This window comes from Peribacillus sp. V2I11, from assembly GCF_030817135.1.
GTDB lineage: Bacteria > Bacillota > Bacilli > Bacillales > DSM-1321 > Peribacillus > Peribacillus simplex.
Genome location: NZ_JAUSYW010000001.1, coordinates 3,634,951 through 3,655,660, shown reverse-complemented (window position 1 = coordinate 3,655,660; position 20,710 = coordinate 3,634,951). Strand labels below are relative to the sequence as shown.

Here is a 20,710-nt window from a genome sequence, read left to right as displayed (position 1 = left end):
GTCATTCACCTCAGACTATTAAGTCATTTTCTGATTTTATATCGATGGCTTCTTGTAAAAGCCTTTGAAGAACAGCAGCAAAGACTGCAATCACCATTGAAGCAAAAACAACGACCATTCCGATTAATATGATACCTGGGGCGTCGTCCATTTCCGCCAAGAGATAAAAGAGCGGCATGCCTGCCACATACAAGACACTGATTGTGATTGCACAATTTTTTATAGTCTTTAAAGCTCTTACAGATAATTCCGAGAAAGCTTTGTTCTTGTCAATATAGCTTAAAAGTTTAAAGGCTTGAAATAGAGCAAAGTAAAAAGGTATCGCCGATGCATACATATCGATTAAAACGAGATATTTCAAATAAGTCATATCCGGATATAATTCTGCTGCAAAATTCGCTATCTCAGGCACCACAAAGATGCACAAAGCAAGAACTGGAATTCCAATAAGGATAACAGCTATCTTTAAAAAGAGTGTTGTTCCTAGTTTCATAAAAAGCACCTCACTTATTTATTGTCCATTTAATCTAACACACGATTTATCGTTTTACAATAAAACATTATTGTTTTTTATTATATTATTATTGTTACCGAAATATCCTTTTCATTAAAAAAATAAAAAAAGCATTCCTCATTACAAAGAAATGCTCCATAACAACCATTCAATATATCACTTGTCCCCTTAATAACTATCTCGTTAACTTAGGCTTAATTGAAACCTTATATCATCAGGATTTCCCTGATATCCTCTTCTGTAAGTGCAGATGACGACTTGTCTCCAGGGTCGATGATTTCTTCAATAAGGTGTCTCTTTTTCTCTTGAAGTTCATTCATTTTTTCTTCGATTGTGCCACGGGCAATAAGTTTGATGACTTGAACCGCATTCTTCTGCCCCATTCGATGGGCACGGTCCGCCGCTTGTTCTTCAACTGCCGGATTCCACCAAAGGTCATATAGAATGACTGTATCGGCACCCGTCAGATTGAGACCCGTACCGCCCGCTTTCAATGAAATGAGGAATATATCCCGTTCTCCTGCATTAAACCGATTGCAGATTTCCACACGTTCCTTTGATGGGGTTTGTCCATCCAGGTAGAAAAAGGGCTGTCCCTTCATGGCCAAATCCCTGCCGATAATTTGAAGCATTTTTGTAAATTGTGAGAAAATCAGCACCCGTCTTCCAGAATGCTTCGATTCCTCGACAATTTGCATCAGTTGCTCATATTTTGCTGAACTGCCTTTATATCCGTCCACAAACAAGGCGGGGTGACAGCATATTTGCCGAAGCCGGGTCAAGCCAGCGAGGATCCTGATCCGATTTTTCCGGAGGGTGTCCTTGTCCAGGTGTTTCAGCGTATCATGCCGAAGCTTCGCCAGATAGGCGCCGTACAGTTTCTTCTGATCAGGAAGCAGTTCCATCGATTCCAGCGACTCGATTTTTTCCGGTAATTCCGCTAGTACATCCTCTTTCATTCTCCGCAGCAAAAATGGACGGATCCTGCGGGAAATCTGCTTCCTTGAGAGGTTGCTATATCCCTTTAACCCCATGAATAGTTCAGGGAATACGACGTGGAAAAGGGACCAGAGCTCTTCTAGTGAATTCTCGATGGGCGTACCGGTCAACGCGAAGCGATGTGCCGCTTTTATCTTCTTGGCTGCTCGTGCCGTTTGTGTCACTGGGTTCTTAAAGGCCTGTGCCTCATCGAAAAACACCGTATGGAAGTCCTCTTTTTCAAACGAAGTGATGTCTTTCCGGAGCAATGGATAAGAGGTGATCACTACATCCACGTCCTTCACTTCCTTAAGCAGCTTCGACCTTTCCGTCTTGTCGCCATCCACGACGACGGCTTGTATATCAGGAGCGAATTTAGTGAATTCGCTCAGCCAATTGTAGGTCAATGATGATGGGCAGACAATAAGCGCCGGAACCCTTTTCTTACGGATGTCAGGTAACTCGGATAAAATGAACGTGATGCTTTGCAGTGTTTTCCCCAGACCCATATCATCAGCAAGAATCCCGCCAAAACCGTATTGGGCAAGTATTTTCATCCATTTGTAGCCGTTTTTTTGATATTCGCGCAAGATCGGGCCTAGACTATTTGGCACCACGAACTCCAAGGCGCCCGGATTCCTGATATTATCCAAAAACTGACGGAATGATTCCTCCATTGTGAATGTCTGGCTGTCATTCACGGAATCAAGGAGCTGCAGCCCTTTTACGATTGGCATGTTCAGCGTGCTTTCCAGGTCTTCATCCTGTACGGGCAGTGCATTCAGAAAACGATTGATTTCCTCGTATTCCCTTGTTTCAAGGGAAAGCAGCGATCCATTCCTTAAACGATAGTACTTCCTTTTTTCTTCAAGCGCCGCTAAGACCTCACGTATTTGTTTATCTGGGATACCATCCATTTCAAATTTGAATTCGAGCCAATTAGTACGTTCTTTTTTAATTTTGACCCTAATGCGCGGTGCAGCATTCCCACGGGAAATCCGGTTTCTTACAGCCGTCGTGGCATAGATTTGTACCAGCTTTTGGAGTTTCGGAACGATGTGGTACAAAAACCCATACTCCAACTCTTCATTATGCAAGAAATAGCCGCCGTCCGTCTTGGCAAACTGGCTATCCTCCATAAGCTTTAGTATCTCCGCCTCCTTCTCCACATCCCTAATAAGCATGGAGACTGCCCTGGTTTCCTTTTTTTCCAAAGGATTGATCACGATATTTTCATAGTGGAATTCCAGCCCCGCTAGCAGCCTGTTTTTCACTCGATCCAAGTATAACTTTGCAACCAGAGGTGTCTTCAAAAACGTTTCGGTGATGGATCTTGCTATATGGACTTCACCGAGTCTTTTCAAACCTGGTACCACTTTATCCAGGAATAATTCCAGCTGGTCATGATGGATTGGAATTTGATTCATTCCCGAATCCTCCATCATTTGCTTTAACTCTGAAAGGCGCTGGCAATCCTCATTTTCGAGTTGAACCAATTTCCCTTCAAATAGAACCAATGTGTATGCATTCATGACGATCATCTCATGCAACCCATTAATTTCCAGTTGATACCCTTTGACCTCGCTTTCGGTAAAGTCAAACTGTAAAGGAAGCGGTCCGTTTGATAAACGAAAACCATTGAATGTATGGCTCCCATGGGAAAGCTTCACCAATGGCGCTCTTTCAAGGATGGGTACAAGCCTTCGAAAAGAAGATGGAGGCAAAAGTAATAAGTTATTGTCCAATGTATATTCTGTTTTGTCATTCAGGGCGTCAACATAGACTTTTTCATCCGTTATCACTTTAATGAGCTCCTGAAGCACGGAATCATTTTCATTCTGAAAACAATGCAATACCGGGTCATATATAAATGATAGGGACACTTGGGCAGGCTTTCCATCTTTAACTCGCTTCAGGAAATCCCGGACATTCGCCACATTGAAAGAACCGATTTTCATTTCCAGTCCTAACATATATTGTTCCGTTCCCATCCATACTGGTTTACACGTAAATTCCGCTTCAAGCATCTTTCTTTTTTCAAAGTGGCGCTGATGACCGCTTTTGCGTACAGGCTGATTGTTGAAAAGGGTCAACAAGCCCTCTGACAACTTCTTATTAGAACTGTATGCATGCAGGCCCTCAGGAATCGTTCCATCTCGCTGATGGTCGTAAACCGACAGCAGGACGGCTGCAATATGCTGGCAATCCCTTTGGAAGGAAGCTAGCGAAGGACAGCTGCATTTCGTCTGAAATCCGCCGGCAGCATCCACTTCAATCGTGACATGGAAGTCTTCCTTTCCTTTAACCGTTGCTTCACAACCAGCATGACGGTAACTTTCAAATGTCACTTTATTGGCACGATGAAAAGCTTCCCCTCTTTTGAAGGAGACGGCCCCGCACATGTCTTTTATGATTTTTTGATTTATTTTGATATCCAAAATTGCCGTCCTCCTCCCGAGGTTTTGTTGTTGAGTGATTTTAAAATCCGCTGAAAAATATACTCATTTTATCATCATACTATGAAATGGGTTTACGGGGTTGTAAAAAAGCAAAAAGACAAACTCCCATATACGGAGTTCATCTCTATTTCAGCAAGGGGAATTCGCACCATCATTGTTGTCCTTTGGTGTTGCCTTTCTTTTTTTTTCGATAAAAGAAGCTGAACACAAGGAATGCAAGAAGAATGAGAAAAAGGATAAGTTCAACAGGGTCCTTCACCAAAAATGGGTTAAAGGCATGCTTGATTGAATTATCCAAATCAAATCCCATTAATATATCCATACCTAAAGATATGACCACCAAAGGGGCTAGGATCAAAACTGTAATACCAAAGATCTTCATTTCTCATCAATTCCACCTTTTAGGAACTTATTTTGGTGCTTGTCTTCCTTTTTTTTCGATTTTTAAAAAAGGCAATGATCAAGAGAAGCAACGGGATGATCACCTGAAATGGCAGATGGATGTAATTTGGCACGGCACCTAGCCCTTCGTGGATATGTTCCGTATAGCTGCTTGCCATAATAATTGAAATCAATAAAATGATCATGCCAACAGGGTAAGCAAGTCTGGAGGGCTGTTTAACATTGAAAACATTCGCCGTACCCGTTACCGCTACATAAGTAAATACACTTATCTTGATGAACCCGCCAATCATCAACAAAAACAAGAAGTATACATCGAGACGTTCAAGAAAGCCAGCGACCTCTATTGACTGAATGAGGGTAAGGAGAGGGTATTGCGAACGTGTTGTAAGGTCCACACCAAGTACAGCAATATTCACGGCCATTATTATCGCGAGAAAAATACCGCTAGTCGCCAAGCTCCCCATTCCAATTTTTTTCAGTCGCTGAGGTTCTTTCAAATAAGGGAAAATCATTAAAAAGACAATGATCTCGCCAAATGGAAAGAATACGGTTTCAGTGAAACCCATTTTCATCATCTCTGTCCCGCTCATTTCAAAAATGGGTTTTAAGTTATTTAAATGGATCATGCCTGAAAGGACAATCAGAAGCATGAAGGTCATTAAAAGTAAATTCTCCAAGACAAAGAATAGTTCCCCCGTCCTCGCCAATACTTCTATCCCTTTACGGACCGTATACACCACGACTAAAATGAATACCGCGTTCGCAAAAAATAACGGAACTTGAGGATAGGCAAAAGTAAGCAGTGTTTCTCCAAAATCCCTCAGAACCCTTGCAGCAAGATAGATGAAATAAAGGATGTATAGAAAAGCTACGATCCTGCCCAGAAAATTCCCCAATATATGTTTTACAAACTCCGTTAACAGCAGATCAGGGTAGTATTGGAAAAGGCCATAATAAATGAAAAATAATAAAAATCCGCCTATCATCGCAATAAGGATGACTAGCCAAGCAGCCTGCTTGGCTTCACCTGCAAGCGGAACCAAAAGTGCACTGCCCATTTCAAACAGGAAAATAAGGACGAACAGCTGGTAAGCGCTGATTTTTGCCTTTTCCATGAGGATGCCACTTCCTTTCCATTATTGATCATCCTTTTTTAAATTTGAAAGAAACGGTTTATTACGTATTCCGGTACGGCGAATGAAAGTTTCTACCTGTACATCCACTTCCAGCTTGGGAAAGGAATCATTGTCCCAGTTCTTTTCGATTTTTTTCCATTCTTTCGGGTGGGATTCGTGCATGAGTTCACCAAATCCAAAAGTATCGGATTTATTTTTTTGTGCTCGTACGATTGCATCTTCCATCTCCTTCTTCAAGTCTTTTGCTAACTTCTTTTCAAGATCTATCAGAACATGCGTATCGGTTAGATTCAAAGGCACATTCACCTCTCGTATATCTCCTTCTGCCCGGACCTTTATCAATATTTTTGGTTTGCCATTTACCAATTTTGCCCCGACGTTGGTTTTTTGGCGGAGCACATGATAGCTGATTGCATTTTTTTTATCTTTCCAATCAATGAATAAATTAGTTTGTTCAATCCTATCCATTACCCACATTGATCCCTTTGCCTTATCGCCATCGAGCCAGTCAATCAATTTACCATCTTTAAAAACACCTATTCCTGCAGCATTGGGATTTGCCTTGATATCCGAAAACTGGGTATTCTCCATTTTATTCTCTTCACCTATGTTACCCTTTACGGTAAATCCGCTTATTACCGGTTCCTTTCCGGTACTTACAAGATTTTTGATCACTTCTTGAAGATTGATGCTGATATTTTCCCCCTGCTGTTTTTCCGAGGTTTCAATCGTCTTAATGACTTTTTCAGCTGATACCTTATCGAGTGCCGTTAACGCTTCAACTATATCCCTTGCTTTCACACCCCGGGCAATCACGATCCTCGTAGTTGCCCTGAATTCCGGTGAACGCTCAAATGCATCGAAAATATCGTTGAGTCCCTCTTTTCTTGCAATTTCCTCACCGATGACAATCAAGTTTGCATGGGCAAAATACATATCTCGCGAGAGTTTAGTTGTAGCGATACTATCCAGTTCAAGCACATTGTAGCCGGTGGCCCTATAAACGGATATGGGTGGATTAGTTCCGCCGCCGCCCTGAAGAGCTCCGGCAACATTGCCTGGATTTATGATTTGGAACGTTCCCACTATCTTTCCGTCTTTATTTTTATCGATTCCCACTGCAGAGACGATGGCCATTTCGTTTAACTCCCTTTTATTCCAACAGCCGGAGGTGAATATAGTGCATATCAACATCAAGAGCAGAACCAGTCTTTTACGATTCATTGCCTTCACCTTTTTTCTCGTCAGAAGTTTTCATTCCACGCGATTCAGGAGGCAATGGTCTTTGATTTCCGCCTTCCCTTATCAGATTATTTTCGTTGGATAATAATTTTGGCCTTTCCTTGAACGCCCACATAGGTCTTCTGAAGAATGTGTCGCCCAACCCTTCCGGATTCAGAGGGGCGAGCGGTGTCATATAAGGAACTCCAAGCGAACGCAGGCTGCATAAATGGACAATAAGGACGAAAAAGGCTAAAATCATCCCATAAAAACCTAAAGCTCCGGCACAAATGATGAATCCGAACCGAACAATGCGGGCAGAAATCGCTATGGAATAAGAAGGGGTTGCAAAACTGGCAATCGCCGTGATCGAGACGATGATGACCATTGCCGGCGATACGATACCAGCCTGGACTGCCGCCTGCCCGATGACCAAAGCTCCGACAATGGACATTGTCGAACCAACAGCCTTTGGCATCCGAAGACTTGCTTCCCTTAATATTTCAAAGGTCATTTCCATAAGAATCGCTTCAACGACGGCCGGCAAAGGAACCGTTTCCCTTTGGGCTGCGACAATGACCAGCAACTTCGTTGGGATCATTTCCTGATGATAAGTCGTGGCTGCAACATAGACAGCCGGCCCGACTATAGAGATAATGAAAACGATTATCCGTAAAAAACGTGTGGCTGAAGCAATGTCGAAGCGATTATAGTAGTCTTCGACAGATTGGAAAAATTGTACGAATAATGCCGGGGCTATCAAGACAAAAGGCGTTCCATTAACGAATATCGCCACTCTTCCTTCCAGGAGATTTCCCGCGACCATATCCGGTCTTTCTGTATGGTTAAGGGTCGGGAATGGGGTCATGACCTGGTCTTCTATCAATTGTTCAATATATCCTGATTCAAGAATGCTATCGATGTTAATTCGATTTAAGCGCTTCTTGACCTCCTCGACGATCCCTTCTTTGACAATTCCATTTATATACATGATGGAAACGTCCGTTTTTGTCACCGTGCCTATTTTCATCGACTCTATCCATAAATCCGGGGTATTGATGATCCTGCGTAACATGGCGATGTTCGTTCCATTCGATTCCGTGAACCCTTCTCTTGATCCCCGGACAGTCAAATGCGTGCTTGGCTCCTGAATCGAGCGCTTTTCTCCCCCTTTTGTACTGGCAACCAGGGCGATGTTGATACCATCAACAAAAATGATGCTGTCCCCTGATAATAATGACAAAAATAGTTTTTCCCAGTCCTTGACGGTTTCTACACCACCGAGGGAAACCACGTCCTCAGAGATTATATCCAACGCTTCTTGTGGAAGTATTTTTTCCGATAGATGAGGATTTTTCATGATTGATTCAATTAAAAAGTCCGTAACGCTTGGATTATCAATCAGACCCTGCACATACAAAATAGAAGTTTTCATCTCCGGATTTTGACCGATTTTCAACGTTCGGATAATGATGTCCGGACTGTTTCCCGTCTTTTTCTTCACGATTTCCAGATTGGCCGAAATGGAACTTTCAATATAATCAGGCGTTTTACTTTTGGATTGACTTTCATCTTCCTTTTTCTTTTTACTTTGCTTCACTTGTCTCTTTTGTTTGAAAAAAGAAGCCATAGCACCGAACCTCATTCCTTTTTCGTTTCACTCATTTTGTCCAAAGCATTCCCCCTTTATTCTGAGTTCTGCCTTCTTCCTTCCATACAAAAAAGGCTGTCGCAATGACAGCCTTTGGCGTTCATATTCGGTATGCATTGAAAGTGCCGATTCGAACGGCCCAATCAACTAAACTGAGATTATACTTTGCCTTTATTCCTTCTAAAAATCAAAACAACGAAAGTAATGAATAGCAAGGCCAATATCGCATAAACGATGTTTGAATAAATGTCCATATACCCTACAATATCTTCCCACGAAGATCCAACAGCTGCCCCGATATTCACTAAGATGATGTTCCAAATTAATGTTCCGGATGTTGTGTAAAGCAGAAAGAGCCAAAAGCTCATATGGGACATGCCTGCCGGAATCGAGATCAAGCTTCTGATCAGCGGAACCAGTCTACAGAAAAACACGGTCCATGACCCGTACTTGTCAAACCATGAATTCGCCTTATGGACGTCCGATACCGTTAACCGAAGGATATGGCCCCATCTTTCCACGAACTTTTCAATGACCTTAACATCAAGAAGTAAACCAATTCCATAAAGGACGACTGCCCCTGCCACTGACCCAAGAGTCGATGCGATCACGACGCCCATAATCGTCATATTCGCTTTTGTCGTCATGTAACCGCCAAAAGTAAGAATGACCTCAGACGGGATCGGCGGGAAAATATTTTCCAATGCTATTAATAGAAAGATTCCCATATACCCAAAATCATTCATGAATTCCGTAATCCAGTTTTCCATTTAATACGCTCCTAACTTTCTTGAATCAACAGCTGACTTGTTACCTGCCGGCTGCTTATCTTGCAATAACCTTGCTTCCTTCATTAACGATCTTTGTTCTTCCGCCGGTCTTGATACCTTTGGAAAAACCAAATGGAAATCGCAATCCAACAACCACCCGCCAAATATCCGGCAATGATATCACTAGGATAATGGACCCCCAAATATATTCGGCTTATACCTATCGAGAGGATCATCATCATGCTGAACAGAATCAATAGAATCCTTGCCCACATAGCCGTAATGTGACGCCATAGCAGAAATGTAAGAATACCGTATAAAGAGAATGCATTCATGGCATGTCCACTAGGGAAACTGTACCCCCCTATTTCGATGAGTCGATGTAAATCGGGCCGGGCGCGTTGAAAGAATAGCTTAACCATCAAATTGAGAAGAGGTGAACCAACCATGACTGCAGTGAATAGGACTAGTTCCAAACGATGCTTCAAAACCCTATATAAGAAAAACAAAATGACCAAGGAAAGGATGATCAGGAAACCGGTAGAACCTATGTAGGTAAAGAACTTCATGATGTCCGTCAGAAGAGGAGACTCCCATCCCTGCACCAAGGAAATGACCTCTTCATCAAATTTCAGGTATTCATTTGCACTTATGGTAAATGCCATGAAACTGAACCCGATTAAAGAAAGTACACTTATTATAAAGGCAATGGTTAATTGCTGCTTTAATTTCATAATAACATCCTTTCATTTATTAAAACTGTTTCATATGGAAATTTCCATTTTATCATATCTTCTTCATTGCATGGTGAGTGTAATTGCTTCATCGCCCGCCAACCTAATTCGGGGAACATGCCTCGGCACAAAATTTTCTACTTTATCATACTACTCTATTCGTCATTGTCACCTCAACTTCGGGTTACTATGGATTTCCTGTCGAACGGTTCAGGAGTGACATTTAACGCATACCATTCAACATGAATGCCATGCTTCCCTACTAACAAGGAAAAAACCTTATGCAGGTTTGTGCACAAGGTTTTTCGTTTTTTAAACTGTACGGAATGCCTTAAGCGGCAGTGATGTCAAAGTTTGACCGGTCGCTGAATCGGTAAGATTCTCTTCTAACTGGAACGATGGCACCGCTTCAATATGCTTGAATTTCTTCAGGAATGTAGTAAGCGCAATCTTTGCTTCCAGCCTGGCTAGCGGCGCTCCCAGGCAGAAATGAGGGCCATTTCCGAAGGTTAGATGTTTCTTATTATTAGGGCGGTGGATATTAAGGGTGAAGGCGTCTTCAAACATCTCTTCATCCAAATTAGCTGCACTCATCCAAACGACCACGTTATCCCCTTCTTTCAATTCCACTCCCAATAAATCGTTATCTTCCTTTACGGTGCGATCCAATTTAATAAGATTGAATCGGAAACGAAGCATTTCTTCGACCGCCTGCGGCACTAGATCCAGGTTTTCATGTAACTCTTGATAAACTTCCTTGTCATCATATAACAGGGAATAAAAGCTAATGGCCAGTAAATGACTTGTTGTCTCGACACCCGCTCCTAAAATCAGCATGGTCGTCCGGACAACCTCATCATCCGTAAACATTTCCCCATCCACTTCTGACTTCAATAGATCTGAGATGATATCATCTGCCGGGTTTAATCGTTTTTGCACCACAATCGGATACAAATACTGATAGTATTCTTTTGCTGCCACTTGCTTCAATTCATTTACTTCTTCTTGTTTTTCTTTATCAAAAGGAAGGAATAAGATATCCACCCATTTCTTAAACAATAAACGATCTTTCGAGGGAACGCCCATCAAATCCGACATGACAATGATCGGGAGCGGACTCGCAAATGATTGCACAATTTCGATTTCCGTTTCCTCATCCATTTCTCCAATCAATTCATCTGCAATTTCCTGAATGCGGGGTTCCCAGTTTTGAAGACTTCTAGGTGTGAATGCTGCGGCCAGCAGTGAACGGCGTTTTCTATGCTCAGGTGGATCGGCTTCAGTGATTTTGATCTTATCAGGCACAGAACCTTCATCACTATCCGTTCCAACCGATATGGTAGTCCGTTTCCGAACACTCGAAAAATGCTTATAATCACTGAGAACCCGCTTCACATCTTCATATTTAAAAACATTCCACGTATCCGTTCCTTCGTGATAACTCACCGGGTCATTTTCTAACATCCGTTTACACCAAGCGTACGGACTAAATTCCTCCGACCGTGTTTTAAACCTAGTAATTTCTTTTACTGCAATAATTTCTTTCATGATACCGACTCCTCCGACTTCTCAAAAGTTACCTAACAAAAGGATCGAATGTTCAGCATTCCCATCTCCGTCGATTTGTTATAGGGTCGAGCATTCCTGATAGACTTTTCACCAAATCCTTACATACACATCTATTCCATTATAGGGTAAAATCCCGCAACAAACCATGCATCTTCCATACCAGCAGCCTTACATGAAATTTGCCCCACAATCCCAACAACCCTATGTAAAACTGCTTATTTTTGACAATTCTCTTTCTTTTTCTATTTTTTCATGTCTCTCAATTGATGCTTAAAATCCAATCCCCTTTTTCAACTTCGGAGACAGTGCTTTTCACTAAGTTATTTCAGTATAGATAATTTAATGATTTCCGGAGTTTGAATCGGAATGACTCCACTGCATAGAAAAACGGCTGCACGATGCAGCCGTCAAGTTTGCAGACAAAATGGGGTTCGAAATGTCTCACCCCGAATAACTGGATAACCGAGACCCCATAGACCCTTGCTTTGATGCGGCTTGGCAGACAGTCGGCGGAAAGGGAGCGGATTTCTGAAATCAAGCTGGAACGTTTTTTTGTGGGTTTGTAAATCTGATCGTTGATTTCCACTTCAGGCACTCGCCCGCGGGGTATCCCTTGGACACGCTTTTCCCACATGAGTCTCGTACCTTCCTGTTCAATCAACTGGAACGTTTTTCAAATAAAAAACTGCAGGCAAACTCGCTTTTCTTCGAGTGTGTCTACAGTCTGAACGGCTGCACGATACAGCCGTCAATTCTTGCCCCTTTTAATCAGTTCATGTAAATCATCCATTTTCTTTTCCATGATATCCAGTCTGGTTTTACGCTGCTTGATGGAACGGAAAAGGGATACGGTCCCAACGATGATCAGGATTAGAAATACAAGGCAAAACAATTGGTATATCAGATCCGCAATATTATACCCACTCACTATGTAATCCCCCTAATGGCATTCTCCGTATTCTATTATACACCAGGTAAAATGAACAATTTAGCCTTTTTAAGGGGAATCGGGAATTAAAGGGATAAAAAAACCGATAGCCATTTGCTATCGGTTAATCTTTTATACCTCTATTTGTTGATCGTCAAAATCTTCTTGAGGCACGATTAATTCATTATAGAATGCTGCCATTGTTGTTCCGCAATAAGGAATCAACCATAGTAAACCAATTCCCAGCGTGAACATACAAAGGATGCCCCACCCGATGAAGCTTAGGTGCATAAGGAAATACTTCCATTTCAAGCCCTTCATTCTTTTTCTGCTTTCTTTAATGGCATCAAGCACCGTGTATTCAGGATGATCCTTCAATAAGAAAAACAGCTGCGAATAGGCGATGCATTTGATGATACCCGGAATGATTAATAATAATGACCATAAAAAAATGAAAATAGCTTGTAAGATGGATGCCCCAATAAGCTTGAAAGAGGTTTTTCCATCTTTATAGATAGCGAATACTTCTGGAATATCAGGGTTTCCTTCCCTAACTAAATTCAGGTAGAACCAAGTGGTTGAAATGGCAAGCGGGATTAAGGCAATGGAAAAGACCAAGCTGAAGGTATCAGACCATAACGGTGTTTCTTCCTGCATGAGCCATTTTGAAAACCCACCGCTTCCGATCACTTCGACAATTAAAGGGAAAATGAGGTTGATCAAGAACAACAGAAACATAAGCGAAACAGTTACTCCCCATTTACCTCCCAACGACTGAAGGGCTTTCCTTTTTAATTCTGAGATTCTCATACGCTGATTTATCTCCCCTTTTTTAAATGGCGGAATTCTGAATGAAATTTGGATACATTCAGAAAAACCACTATTTATTTGATGTCTATCTCACTTCGTATTCAAGCCGCGGGCTTAAATTCCTAGAAAGCACACACAGATAGAGTCAAGCGGTTTACCCGGTTTCGAGCAGCCATGATCAACTCCTTTCTGGCCCTTGGTCTATTGGCTTGTTTGTTCATAACAGTTTATGAAAGGGAATATGGCAATATGCCATTTATCACCTTCAGTGCCACGAACCCATCAATTCCTTCCAAAAACTTCGCGGAGCCACGGCTTGTTAAGACTACTGTCTGCGAAGGCGCTTTTATTTTTCACTATAGAAGGTTCCTTTCATCCGTTCCAAGAAAGTGAAAGGGACGAAAAGGAAATCCGTTCTCTTTTCGTCCCCTATTATTTTCACTTAGTTTTCTCCCATTCTTCCTGATGAACCAAAGAACCGCCCATATAGGTTCCTTCCACTTGAATCCTATCGATTTCCTCCGGTCCAATCGAATATTATCTTTTTCAAACTTTTTCCTGGCCTTGTCATCACCAATTAAATGATCCAACAAAAAAAGAGCATCCCAAAGCCGAATCACCTCCGCCTTTGGAACACCCTTTTTCCTATAATCAATCAGAGCCAGTTATAACGAAATCGTCTTGGAGCAAAGCTAAAGGAAGCTTTCTATTTATAGGATCCCCTGCCGAAACATTAATTTCAGTAATGTGTCCACTGGCACCTATTGAAACATCAATCAATTCCCCATCTTCCGTCTTCACTAAAAAGAGCCTCTCCCATTCATAAACATAGGAATTCTTTTGAACGTAAACTTGTTCGACGGTCCCATCCTGAGCACACTCGATGGTATGAATCGGTTTTAACACGGAATCACTCCTCCACTCCCCATTATTAGACTAAAGCTTATACCCAGCCGCGGAATATCGAGGCTTCTGCCATTTTTCTGACACCCACCATATACGCTGCCAGCCTCATATCCACTTTTCTTATCTCGGACATTTCATATACTTGATTAAATGAATTGACCAATAACTCTTTTAATTTGGTTTGGACTTCTGCATCTTCCCAATAATAACCTTGATTATTTTGAACCCATTCAAAGTAAGAAACTGTCACACCACCTGAACTTGCCAATACATCAGGTACGAGAAGCACATTGCGTTCCGTCAAGATCTTGGTTGCCTCCAATGTGGTAGGTCCATTCGCTGCCTCCACGACAATTTGGGCCTTGATAAGATGTGCATTTTCTTTGGTGATTTGATTGGAAATGGCAGCAGGCACTAAAATATCACAATCTTGTTCCAGAAGTTCCTGATTGGTGATTGTATTATCGAATAGTGTCGTTACCGTTCCAAAGCTATCCCTTTTATCAAGTAAGTAATCGATATCCAGACCATCCGGGTTATATATGGCACCATATGCATCCGATATACCAATCACTTTCGCACCTGCATCATGCATGAATTTGGCCAAAAAGCTTCCTGCGTTCCCAAACCCTTGGACGATGATGCGTGCACCTTTCAATTCTATGCCCTTACGCTTTGCCGCTTCCTCGATACAGATGGTGACACCTTGTGCAGTCGCCTTTTCCCTACCGTGTGAACCGCCAAGTACCAGTGGCTTACCTGTAATGAAACCAGGAGAATCGTGTTCTCTTATTCTACTGTACTCATCCATCATCCATGCCATGATTTGTGAATTCGTATAAACATCCGGGGCCGGAATATCTTTGGTCGGCCCCACTATTTGGCTGATTGCCCGAACGTATCCACGGCTAAGCCTTTCCAATTCACCTATGGACATTTGGCGCGGATCACAGATGATGCCGCCTTTTCCTCCGCCATATGGCAGATTCACGATTCCGCATTTCAAACTCATCCACATTGAAAGTGCTTTGACTTCTTCCTCATCGACTTCGGGATGAAAACGGATTCCGCCTTTCGTCGGACCGACAGCATCGTTGTGCTGGGCACGGTATCCAGTGAAAATCTTCGTCGTATTGTCATCCATCTTAATTGGAATCCGGACGGTCAGCATCCGAAGAGGTTCCTTCAAAAGCTCGAACACTTCTTCAGAATAGCCAAGCTTATCCAGCGCCTCCTTGATTACGACCTGTGTTGAATCAAGCAAGCTGGCAGTTTCTTTTTCTTCTTTGATCGTTGTACTCAATGGAATTCACCTCATAGGTATATTAGGATAAAACTCTTTTAATGCGTTCGATTGCCCAATCCAAGTCTTCTTTTGTAATCACTAATGGCGGAGCAAAACGGATGACTGTATCATGTGTTTCTTTACATAGCAGTTTTTCTTCTTTAAGCTGCTCACAATAAGGTCTTGCTGCTTCTGTTAATTCGACCCCGATGAATAACCCTCTGCCTCGGATATCTTTAATCATTGGATTCTTGATTTCTTTTAAACTATCCATGAAGTATTGTCCAAGCTCCAATGAACGTTCCGCTAGCTTCTCTTCTTCAAGGACTTCCAATGAAGCGATGGAAACCGCACATGCCAATGGATTGCCGCCGAATGTAGAACCATGGGAACCAGGATTGAATACGCCAAGGATTTCACGGTTCGCAGCTACGCAAGAGATTGGGAAAACCCCGCCGCCCAGCGCCTTACCTAAAATGTACATATCCGGAACTACTCCATCCCAGTCAGAGGCGAACATTTTTCCTGAACGTCCAAGTCCCGACTGAATTTCATCAGAAACGAATAGGACATTATTTTCTTTACATAACTCGTAAGCTTCTTTTAGGAATCCTTGTGGCGGTATGATGATTCCTGCTTCACCTTGAATCGGTTCGATTAAAAATCCAGCCGTTTGCGGTGTAATCGCTTCTTTCAATGCATTAAGATCGCCGTAAGGGATAAGCTTGATCCCTGGCAGCATCGGTCCAAAGCCCCTTCTATATTCCTCATCGGATGACAAGGACACGGCTGCCATCGTACGGCCATGGAAGTTCCCGATACAAGCAATGATTTCAGCTTGGTTTTCTGCGATTCCCTTAACATCATAACCCCAGCGCCTAACAGCTTTGATTGCTGTTTCAACGGCTTCAGCACCCGTATTCATAGGCAGTGCCATGTCTTTTTGCGTAATGCGTGAAACCATTTCATACCATGGGCCTAATTTATCACTATGGAATGCACGGGACGTTAATGTTACGCGATCAGCTTGTTTTTTTAATTCGTCGATGATTTTCGGATGTCTGTGGCCTTGGTTCACTGCTGAATAGGCACTAAGCATATCCATATATTTGTTGCCTTCAGGATCTTCCACCCAAACTCCTTCTGCCTTCGAAATGACGATTGGAAGTGGATTATAATTGTTTGCACCATATTGTTCTGTTTGCTCGATTAATTTTTCCGTTAATGTTGTCATGTTGATTCCCCCTAAAATTTATAGCGTTTCAGATGTTGTTTTTCCTTGAAGGTGAAGAACTAAATAATCAGGACCGCCCGCTTTTGAATCTGTACCTGACATATTGAATCCGCCAAATGGCTGGTATCCTACAATGGCACCAGTACAGCCGCGATTGAAGTACAAGTTACCTACGTGGAAATCCTCACGTGCTTGTTCGATATGTTCAATATTGTTCGAGATGACCGCACCCGTCAATCCATAATCCGTGTTATTGGCAATCTCGATTGCATGATTGAAATCTTTTGCCTTACAGAACGCAACCACTGGTCCGAAAATCTCCTCTTTCATGACTCGTGCGTTCTCATCCACATCGGCAATGATAGTTGGCTGGATGAAGAAACCTTTTGAATTGTCTCCTTCTCCACCTGCAACAAGTTTCCCTTCTTTTTTACCGATTTCAACATAGCTCATGACTTTATCGTAAGCTGCTTGATCGATAACCGGCCCCATGAAGTTGTTTACATCCGTTGGTTCGCCGACTGTTTTTTCTTTCGTTAATTCAATGACACGATTCAAGACTTGGTCATATACATCTTCCACTACGACGGTACGTGAACAAGCAGAACATTTTTGACCGGAGAATCCGAATGCAGAAGCGACGATTGATTGTGCCGCCAATTCCAGATCAGCCTCTTTATCAACAACGATCGTATCTTTACCGCCCATTTCAGCGATGACACGTTTTAACCAGATTTGGCCTTCATGAACTTTTGACGCACGCTCATAAATACGGATTCCAACATCACGAGATCCGGTGAAGCTGATGAAACGTGTACGAGGATGATCTACCAAATAATCACCAACTTCAGCACCGCTTCCTGGAATGAAGTTCACAACTCCTGCAGGCAAGCCCGCTTCTTCCAACACTTCAATGAATTTAGCTGCAATGACCGGTGTTGTACTGGCCGGTTTCAATAAGACCGTATTACCTGAAACAAGAGCCGCCGTCGTCATGCCTGCCATGATCGCAAACGGGAAGTTCCAAGGTGAGATGATGACACCGACACCAAGCGGAATATAATTGAAAGCATTGTGTTCAATCGGACGGCTTTCCACTGGCATGCCGTCTTTCAGCTTAAGCATTTGACGTGCATAGTATTCCATGAAGTCGATCGCTTCCGCTGTATCTGCATCCGCTTCATTCCAAGGCTTTCCTGCTTCTTTTACCAATAGAGCCGAGAAATAGTGTTTTCTTCTCCGAACGATGGCTGCAGCCCTGAATAAAATATTTGCACGCACTTCCGCTTTCGTTTTTCTCCAAGTTTGGAATGTCTTATCTGCCGCTTGCATCGCTTGCTCAGCAAGATCCTTGTTCGCTTTGGATACGGTTCCAATAACTTCTTCTTTATTTGCTGGGTTTACAGAGGTAATGACTTCATCAGTAAACACTTTTTCACCATTAATGATCAGCGGATATTTCTTCCCTAAATCATTAGCTACATCATTCAATGCCACTTGAAAAGCTTTATTGTTTTCTTCGATTTTAAAATTAGTAAATGGTTCGTGTTTATATGGTTGGACCATTATGGCTCATCTCCCTAAAGTTTAATGTTTTTTACTTCTCCCTTATTTAACAAGCAATTTCCGTGCCAACTTTTCATTTTTTCGAAAAAATAATGTTTTTTCTTGAAATATGCAATGAAATTCAGCACTTTTGGGGCAAAATCGACATAGTATGCCATTATTTTTTGCTCTAATCCTATTTTTGCCGCTTAAACCTCACACTTTTTATTAATGCAAGATTCGTGCCAACTAGAAAAAACATAAAAAACAGTATTTTTTCACTTTTTCCGCAAAATACCTTTGCACTTCGATGCAAAATAATCTTGCTGTGCAAATTTTATTTGCGCCTTTGCTTCAATTCCTCTACAATAGCTCTAAGAAAAGAAGAAAAACGGGAGGCATTCATGTATTTAGATCAAATCATTAAAATAGAAGGTTTCCAAACCATCCTCTATTCGCTTGTGGATGTAATCGATATTGGGATACATATAATCGATATAAAAGGGCGGACCATTGTATATAACAAGAAAATGGCAGAAATTGAAGGAATGGATTCAGAAGAAGTATTAGGGAAGAAGATTCACGAAATCTTTAAATTCAAGGAAGAAACGGAGAGTACATTAATAAGGGCACTTCATTCGGGTAAGGCAACCGAGAACTCGAAGCAGACCTACTTCAATAATCTTGGCCAGGAAATTACCACAATCAATAATACGTTTCCGATTTTGGATCAAAAGCAAAATATCATCGGAGCCATTGAAGTGGCAAAGGATATAACGAATCTTGAAAGAATCATTAAGGATAATATCTTAAATAAGGGCGATACCAAATATACGTTTGACAGCATCATCGGAACGAGTGAAAATTTCTTGGAAGTCATAGAAAAGAGCAAGCGCTCGACCAGAACGGCATCCTCCATCCTAATCGTAGGGGAAACGGGCACCGGAAAAGAGCTCTTCGCCCAAAGCATCCATAATGGCAGCAACCGTTCGACACATCCTTTCATCAGCCAAAACTGTGCTGCCCTGCCAGATAGTCTAATTGAAGGAATACTCTTCGGCACAAAGAAAGGCGCTTTCACCGGATCGATTGAAAGGCCTGGATTATTCGAACAGGCACAGGGCGGTACTATCCTGCTAGATGAAATCAACTCATTAAATCCGAACATGCAAGCGAAGTTATTACGTGCCCTTCAAGAAAGGACGATTCGCCGTGTTGGGGATACAAAAGATAAAAAAATTGACGTTCGCGTCATTGCAACGATAAATGAAGATCCGATAGATGCCATTTCAAATGATCATTTACGAAAGGATTTATACTACCGATTAAGTGTCGTTTCGTTATTCATCCCGCCTCTTCGTGAACGGAAAGAGGATATTCCTTTGCTGGCGCAATCCTTCATCGAGAAATTCAATGCACTTTTCGAATTGAATATAGAAGGAATCAGCGAAGAGGTCTACTCGCTTTTTTATGATTACGACTGGCCCGGGAATGTAAGGGAACTTGAACATATCATTGAGGGGGCCATGAATTTAATGGAACCTGGCGATACAAAGATTGCCATCACCCACCTTCCGACCCTTTTTAGGAAAAAAGCCCATTTGGAAGACATTCATCCCGAAAGAAAAGAGACCCATGCAAATGGGGATTTACAAGAGTCGACCTTATCTCTTGATGATTATATCGCCAATACTGAAAAGCAATACTTGGAGAAGATATTGAAGGAACATGGCATGAATATCTCCCAAGCAGCCAAGGCCCTGAATATTAGCCGCCAAAGTCTTCAATACCGCTTGAAAAAGTATCAGGTCAAATAACACAAAAAAGGCCCCCATTGATAGTGAGGGCCTTTTGCCTGCTATTTTTTCACTTCGCAATCAGAATGTTTCAGCCGCTTTTGCAACGTTTTCCAAACCATCCGCAATGATTTTTTGTGTCCGATCCGGATACTGATTATGTCCTTGGATGACAACGACCTCCGGATTGTTGATCCCCCACAGGCCAATGATATTTTTCACTAAATTCACGGCCATTTCAGCAGAAGCCATTCCTTCTAATGCATAATCAGAACCGCGGGCGTTCAATAGCATGACTTTTTTATCACCAGCATACCCGACAGGACCTTCCGCCGTATAATTGAACATTTTACCGGCTTGTGCCAAATAAGAAAGATATGTGATTAGCGGTGCAGGAACCGTTGAGTTCCATAGAGGGAAAGCGAATACCACTTTATCCATCGCCAGGAATTGATTTAAATATCGGTCAACCAGTTTGGCCGCATTTTCTTCTTCGGCTGTCAGTTCAAGACCTTGGTTGCGTTTATATAACCCGGTAATCGCCGTATTTCCATAGTAAGGAAGTTCTTCTTTAAATAAATCCAGCTCGGTCACTTCATCTGCACGGTGTGTCTCTTTATATGCTTTTAAGAAGGTGTCATACATTTTCGAGCTGATGGCCTGTTCTGCAGGACGATCGTTCACTTTGACAAATAATACTTTTGTCATTTTTCCATTCTCCTTGCCGCAGTTTCTTTATTTCCAAATAATCTACTTAAGAATCCCATTA

Annotated in this window: 16 protein-coding genes and 1 pseudogene; 1 reads left to right on the top strand and 16 read right to left on the bottom strand. The window is 42.1% G+C overall.

All coding sequences use genetic code 11. The annotated features are described in order from the left end of the window. Nucleotides 1-10: 10 nt before the first annotated feature. The 15 genes from QFZ73_RS17810 to pruA form a co-directional block, all read right to left on the bottom strand. Nucleotides 11-493, bottom strand: coding sequence for a DUF2975 domain-containing protein (locus tag QFZ73_RS17810; protein ID WP_307268888.1), 483 nt, complete (start codon nucleotides 491-493; stop codon nucleotides 11-13). A 227-nt stretch (nucleotides 494-720) separates the two neighbouring features. Next, on the bottom strand, nucleotides 721-3,930 hold the full coding sequence (locus QFZ73_RS17805) for a DEAD/DEAH box helicase (protein ID WP_307268886.1): 3,210 nt from the start codon (nucleotides 3,928-3,930) through the stop codon (nucleotides 721-723). Nucleotides 3,931-4,102: 172 nt separating this feature from the next. Continuing rightward, a complete protein-coding gene (locus QFZ73_RS17800; RefSeq protein WP_251429798.1) occupies nucleotides 4,103-4,333 on the bottom strand; it encodes a YczF family membrane protein in 231 nt (76 codons plus the stop codon). Nucleotides 4,334-4,352: 19 nt separating this feature from the next. Then, nucleotides 4,353-5,471, bottom strand: a complete 1,119-nt coding sequence (locus QFZ73_RS17795; protein WP_307268880.1) for a GerAB/ArcD/ProY family transporter — start codon at nucleotides 5,469-5,471, stop codon at nucleotides 4,353-4,355. Nucleotides 5,472-5,492: 21 nt separating this feature from the next. After that, nucleotides 5,493-6,716 (bottom strand): Ger(x)C family spore germination protein, encoded by a 1,224-nt coding sequence (locus tag QFZ73_RS17790; RefSeq protein WP_285847036.1) that lies wholly within the window; start codon nucleotides 6,714-6,716, stop codon nucleotides 5,493-5,495. After that, a complete protein-coding gene (locus QFZ73_RS17785) occupies nucleotides 6,706-8,343 on the bottom strand; it encodes a spore germination protein (RefSeq protein ID WP_307268875.1) in 1,638 nt (545 codons plus the stop codon). Before QFZ73_RS17785 ends, QFZ73_RS17790 begins: the two co-directional genes overlap by 11 nt. A gap of 179 nt (nucleotides 8,344-8,522) precedes the next feature. Beyond that, a complete protein-coding gene (locus QFZ73_RS17780) occupies nucleotides 8,523-9,134 on the bottom strand; it encodes a DedA family protein (RefSeq protein WP_307268872.1) in 612 nt (203 codons plus the stop codon). Between the two features lie 83 nt (nucleotides 9,135-9,217). Then, on the bottom strand, nucleotides 9,218-9,868 hold the full coding sequence (locus QFZ73_RS17775; RefSeq protein WP_307268871.1) for a phosphatase PAP2 family protein: 651 nt from the start codon (nucleotides 9,866-9,868) through the stop codon (nucleotides 9,218-9,220). Between the two features lie 312 nt (nucleotides 9,869-10,180). Then, the gene (locus tag QFZ73_RS17770; RefSeq protein ID WP_307272879.1) at nucleotides 10,181-11,419 is read right to left on the bottom strand and encodes a cytochrome P450; all 1,239 of its coding nucleotides are present in this window, start codon (nucleotides 11,417-11,419) and stop codon (nucleotides 10,181-10,183) included. A gap of 766 nt (nucleotides 11,420-12,185) precedes the next feature. Next, complete coding sequence (locus QFZ73_RS17765; RefSeq protein ID WP_251429783.1) at nucleotides 12,186-12,365, bottom strand: DUF4083 domain-containing protein; 180 nt, start codon at nucleotides 12,363-12,365, stop codon at nucleotides 12,186-12,188. A 132-nt stretch (nucleotides 12,366-12,497) separates the two neighbouring features. Further along, a complete protein-coding gene (locus QFZ73_RS17760; RefSeq protein ID WP_307268865.1) occupies nucleotides 12,498-13,175 on the bottom strand; it encodes a DUF975 family protein in 678 nt (225 codons plus the stop codon). 651 nt (nucleotides 13,176-13,826) lie between these two features. Continuing rightward, on the bottom strand, nucleotides 13,827-14,081 hold the full coding sequence (locus QFZ73_RS17755) for a biotin/lipoyl attachment domain-containing protein (protein WP_307268862.1): 255 nt from the start codon (nucleotides 14,079-14,081) through the stop codon (nucleotides 13,827-13,829). 37 nt (nucleotides 14,082-14,118) lie between these two features. Continuing rightward, nucleotides 14,119-15,384, bottom strand: a complete 1,266-nt coding sequence (locus tag QFZ73_RS17750; RefSeq protein ID WP_307268858.1) for a Glu/Leu/Phe/Val family dehydrogenase — start codon at nucleotides 15,382-15,384, stop codon at nucleotides 14,119-14,121. A gap of 22 nt (nucleotides 15,385-15,406) precedes the next feature. Further along, a complete protein-coding gene (locus QFZ73_RS17745; protein WP_307268853.1) occupies nucleotides 15,407-16,600 on the bottom strand; it encodes an ornithine--oxo-acid transaminase in 1,194 nt (397 codons plus the stop codon). Between the two features lie 18 nt (nucleotides 16,601-16,618). Then, on the bottom strand, nucleotides 16,619-18,166 hold the full coding sequence (gene pruA / locus QFZ73_RS17740) for an L-glutamate gamma-semialdehyde dehydrogenase (RefSeq protein WP_251429773.1): 1,548 nt from the start codon (nucleotides 18,164-18,166) through the stop codon (nucleotides 16,619-16,621). Nucleotides 18,167-18,549: 383 nt separating this feature from the next. On the opposite strand from pruA, the gene QFZ73_RS17735 reads away from it, so the two are divergent. Further along, a complete protein-coding gene (locus tag QFZ73_RS17735; RefSeq protein WP_307268848.1) occupies nucleotides 18,550-19,962 on the top strand; it encodes a sigma-54 interaction domain-containing protein in 1,413 nt (470 codons plus the stop codon). Nucleotides 19,963-20,022: 60 nt separating this feature from the next. Here the strand turns inward: QFZ73_RS17735 and QFZ73_RS17730 are convergent. Further along, a pseudogene (locus QFZ73_RS17730) lies at nucleotides 20,023-20,708 on the bottom strand (FMN-dependent NADH-azoreductase). Nucleotides 20,709-20,710: the final 2 nt, after the last annotated feature.